The sequence below is a fragment of the Endozoicomonas sp. SESOKO4 genome (assembly GCF_024606275.1).
In genome coordinates this window covers 1-4,730 of sequence record NZ_JAHHPS010000465.1, presented here as the reverse complement: position 1 = coordinate 4,730, position 4,730 = coordinate 1, and the positions used below count along the sequence as shown (strand labels likewise).

General features: G+C 40.9%; 2 protein-coding genes and 1 pseudogene. 2 read left to right on the top strand and 1 reads right to left on the bottom strand.

Annotated features, from left to right (window positions below; translation table 11 throughout):
* Both KDK16_RS08970 and KDK16_RS08965 read left to right on the top strand, forming a co-directional pair.
* Positions 1 to 661 (top strand): annotated as a pseudogene (locus tag KDK16_RS08970) (hypothetical protein); the annotation flags it as partial.
* A 633-nt stretch (positions 662 to 1,294) separates the two neighbouring features.
* The gene (locus tag KDK16_RS08965) at positions 1,295 to 3,640 is read left to right on the top strand and encodes a hypothetical protein (protein ID WP_257275685.1); all 2,346 of its coding nucleotides are present in this window, start codon (positions 1,295 to 1,297) and stop codon (positions 3,638 to 3,640) included.
* Between the two features lie 127 nt (positions 3,641 to 3,767).
* Here KDK16_RS08965 and KDK16_RS08960 read toward each other — a convergent pair.
* The coding region (locus KDK16_RS08960) for a hypothetical protein (protein ID WP_257275684.1) at positions 3,768 to 4,730 on the bottom strand (963 nt) is incomplete at its 5' end.

Genomic DNA, 4,730 nt, shown 5'->3' with positions numbered 1-4,730 from the left:
TTATATTTCCATGCGTCGCAGTGTTATTGACATTTTTGAAAAAAGCCTGCAAACCGGTGATGATGGTAAGTACTCTTCTGAGGGTGTAGTGCATGACATTATTTTCCCCAGAAAAGGCGACAGTGACCAAACACCTTTTGAGGATCATAACCTTTGGTTAATTGATGAACGCCTCAATTTTACCGAGTACCTCTCCTCTGATATCCCTTTGGAAGGAAAGTCAGGCAGGCCAGATATTCTGGCATTTGATCACCGAATGGTTTTTCGAGGTGAGAATGAAGCCAGCAATCCTGTAACTATATTCGAGTTCAAGAGGCCACAGCGAGATGATTTTGCCAACCCATCTTCTAAGGAAGATCCTGTGCAGCAAATTATTCGCTATGTTCGCAAGCTACGTGATGGCGAGTTCACCACACCCCAGGGCAGGGAGATACAGATTAACACCAACACCCCGTTCTATGGCTATGTTATCTGTGACTTAAACAAAAAGGTGAAGACTTGGTTGGAAGAAGAAAAAGATTTCAAGCCCCTTCCAGATCGACAGGGGTACTTCCGTTGGCATGATAGTCTTAATCTCTACACTGAAGTAGTCAGTTGGGATAAGGTGTTAAAAGATGCAATGATGCGGAACCGGATGTTCTTTCATCATCTTAGGATTTGACTTATGGAATAACCTATTGATTCGGACATTTGTCAATGATTGGCGGGAACTGCTGTATACAAAGACGGTGGTAAATTCTTTTGCCGACGTTTTGAAACGGGTCGCCATAAAGACATCGTTACTGACGACAGATATTAGGTAAATATCAGTCGGTGCGGTGAAAGGCAGATATAACCTTCAGATAGGATGAAATTTCAATTTGGAGATATGTTTCTGGTCGGTTGGTTGGATACTTATAGGCTTGAATGAGTAAGTCAGTCTCCAGAGCCTTGGTGAGAAATCGGACAACGACACATAAACTTCGTTATTGGCGAAAGAATATTTCCCCGGCACACTTGATTAATAACTAGTCTGTTACTACCTTTTTGCGAAGTTAATTGAATATTAGAATAATTAGAGAGCACTGTGGTGATCCTTGTGAATAGAATTCTTAGTACTTTTTCATGTACAGAAGTACTTGCTCAGAGTATTTAATGGTAGGTATTGAGCGTGTCCTTTCACAGGTATAGCACCAGGGGTTACTCAACAGAGATTATTCGAATTATCATAATCAAGAAATATGGTTAAAAACTGAACTTTGTTACTATGAAATTATTTATATTTTTTTTCTGTTCATTCCTGAATGTTTCCCACGTGCTAGCTTTTGGTTCGCTTTCTTTTGACTATCAGAATGTTTTAACTCCGGCACTGAATGGGAAGCTTTTTTTCAGTAAACCTCCCATTGAAAAAAACAGTACTGACAAAATGTTAGTTGATGCTTTTAAGGAAAAAAAAATAGCAGATCGGATAGACTGGAAAGACCCCTATCTTACAAGTAAAACATACAAAGTGACAAAAGAGTTTCAGGAACTCGATTACAAAAAGAATACAGGTTTTTCTAAAAAAGAAAAGGATGATTTCTACCAGCTAGCCCATGGAAAAAATGAGGGTAGCAATGGCGCAAATGTCTTGAATGTTTTTTTACCTTTATTACTTGGTACTGCTGACAATTCTTTTTTGAAAGTTAATATAAGTGACATAAACGGAATGATCAGCCTCGGTAACTCAAATAAAGAGGGAACAGCGAGTGACAAAGGTGATCGGGTACCTGAAAAAAATAGAGAGCAGACCAGGGCGGAAAGCCAACAAGCATCATCGGAAATGAAACCGGGAAAGCGCAAGAGAGGAAAAGAGCTTAACGTTGATGTACTGTTGTCACCCCGGGAGGCAGCCGGGCATTTGTTAAATACTGTTAATAAACTGGCTGAGGAGCATGGTTTATCCATCGAAAGAGTCATCGGGCATAAAAAATGGAAGACAAATGGTTATTTGCGTTTTGATAGTACTGATTATGTTACTACCAAAGAGAATGTTAAAGAAATATTTGTGGATTTTATATTGTTCACGGAAGGATTGTTAAGAGATCAGAAGTTTATTTATAGTAACGATGCTGATAAGTATCGTTCCAATCAAACAATTAGTAATAAACGAATCGAAATAATAGATTCAATATTGTCAGAAATGTTTGCTCAGCGACAAATTGAGATGTCAGATAGATATCATCAATATTATTATCTTGGTCAGTTATTACCTGATTACCTTTATGAAAATTTCAAGGGCTCTGATGATAGTAGGGGCTATCAATTTGTTGGGCATGAGACATTTCAATTCTTTGAAAGGATGCTTTTTGGGGATGGCTATTTTTCAGAATATGACCATTTTATGAGATTTAGTGTTCGCTACAAGCGAGAACTTATTGATGAGATAAGGAAGGAAACCGTTGGATGTATAAAGTGCAAGAATTCCATTATTGCTGCCCTGAGAAGTAATCATAAGCTTAGAATGACTTTTAATGAAGAAGTCATGGGTTCGAAATTTAGAAGACGCTGGTTAGATGCTCTTAATGATATGTCTGAAAAAAAGCCAGATACAGCTGGACAGGGTATTCCACTCGACAAGCGTATTGATCTCAAATTTGGTGAAGAGTTGGAATATGATTTGATTTCTGAAGATGAACAAGGGGGCGGGTCAAGTTACTATTATCTTAATAAAGTCAATAAACATATGAAAAGATTAGGAGCAAATAAGACAGGTTATGATCCTGAAAGTTTCACTTTTGACGGTCAATTCTATGTAACTCCTTTTGTAGACTTTAGGAGATGGCTTGAGTTTAATTGTACGCCTTACCACGATGGTGACGCCGGTGCGAATAATTGTTTAGAAAAAGTATTTGAACTGGTTGACTTAATGATTAAAGATGGGCTCATAGGTTATGCCTCCGGTCACAAGCATGTCGATGCGCTCTCCGCTACGCATGGTAATCCCGGAGCTCTACTGGAATTACAGAGGGAAATTGAGAGCAATCCTTATCTAATCAGGGCATTCGGTAATAATGACCGAATTGTTAAAAATAATGAGAGTCAATGGTATAAATTGTTTTCTGATTATTCTGACATGAGAGAGTTAGCCATTGAACGGATCAATTGGATGATTGCTACGTATAATGAAAAGTTAGCTGGTTCCAATTATGAAGAAGCGAATGGTGACTGGTTAACGGATTCAGAAAAATTGGATAAGCTTAAACAGTTTTCAAAAATATATAGTCATTTTGTGCAGATGGCCCCCTTGCAACAAATGTTTGGTGAAATTGCTGATGTGATGATAGACAAATATATGGCCATATCTTTGTTGCATATTCCAGGAACTGAGGTGATCGATCCATATTCCACAATGGAGTTTCGGTTTTTCCGTTGTCCTGAAAATATGCAGGAATTAAAACTGATCAATCAGTTTTTACAAGCCTGGTTCGAATATATCCATGACCGTCGAATGAGAAATGAGCCGATTGAGGCTGTGCCTGATGATGTTAAAGCCAGCCAGGATTATACTACTGAAGAAGTTGTTCATCGTACTATTCAATACTTGCAGAAACTGGGACTGAATCCTGACGACTATCATAGCTTCCTGGATAAAGTATCAAAAGGATTGAGCAGACTTTGAACACTGCAGGGGCTGCTGCTTCACCTGTTTTAGAGACAGGATCATCTTTTCTTATATCAGGTGCAGCTTCCCCTTAACTTTGGCCAGCTCAAAATCAACAACATGATGGTCGCTAAGTAGGAGGTCGTCATTCCCCGTCAGCTGTCCGGGTGACTTTATCGGGCATGATCTGCCAGAGCGAAAAAAACTCTTGCCCTCTGGCATTATCGCTGGCAGGGCGCAAACTGTGGACTTGAAGGTTGCGGCTGCAAGGGCTGAAGCGAAATTTGTAAATCCTGCCTTCTGTTTGCAAACGGGCCCTTTCCAGCCAGCTACCGTCTGCCGTCAACCCGAACAGAATCAGGCTGTGCGTAGCCGTCTTGGGAACCACAGCCAAAAGGCAACCTTCCCCATTGAAATCTGCACCTATGATGGAAAACTCAATGCGTTGATTAACCCACTCAACGGCGGCAGTTTCACCGAATGGCTGACCGAAAGGTTCAGCAAAAGGCTTACGTTGATAGAGATCAGTGTGTCCGGCAGGATCGTTACAAACAATGGTTTCACCGCTGGGACTTTTGACTACCAGGGACTCAGCCGGAAATGTTTGTGTCTCGCCCCACATTCCCGACGCTGCCTTACGCCAGATCGTTACGCTTTGATTGCAACTTCTGATGAATTCACAAGGGTCCAAAGAAAATTGAATATCACCGCCGCCGCTCCAGGGCTCCTTCTGTGCAGCTTTGTGCCATTGGTCGTCGGTTAATTCCCAGATATCAATACTTTCCGGAGTGGTGATAATCAGAAGCCGACCATCCAGGTTGAATTGAGGTTTAAGAGCGAAATATCGGGTTGGCCGGTTACAGCATTCAATGATTCTCTTTTTTTCACGCCACTGCCCTTGCGGGTCACGGGCAAAAATGACGACAAATAAATAACGCTGTTGAATATCATTGTGATGTGAATCATTGCCGACCTCCTCAAACCATGTAGCAAAATGGCGGTTATCCGGACTGAATACCACGTCAAGATCAAACTCAAAGTTGCTCACTTTTTCGCCGCTGGGCGTTTCTTTCAGATCATCAGGAGGGTCGGTAACAACAATGTCACC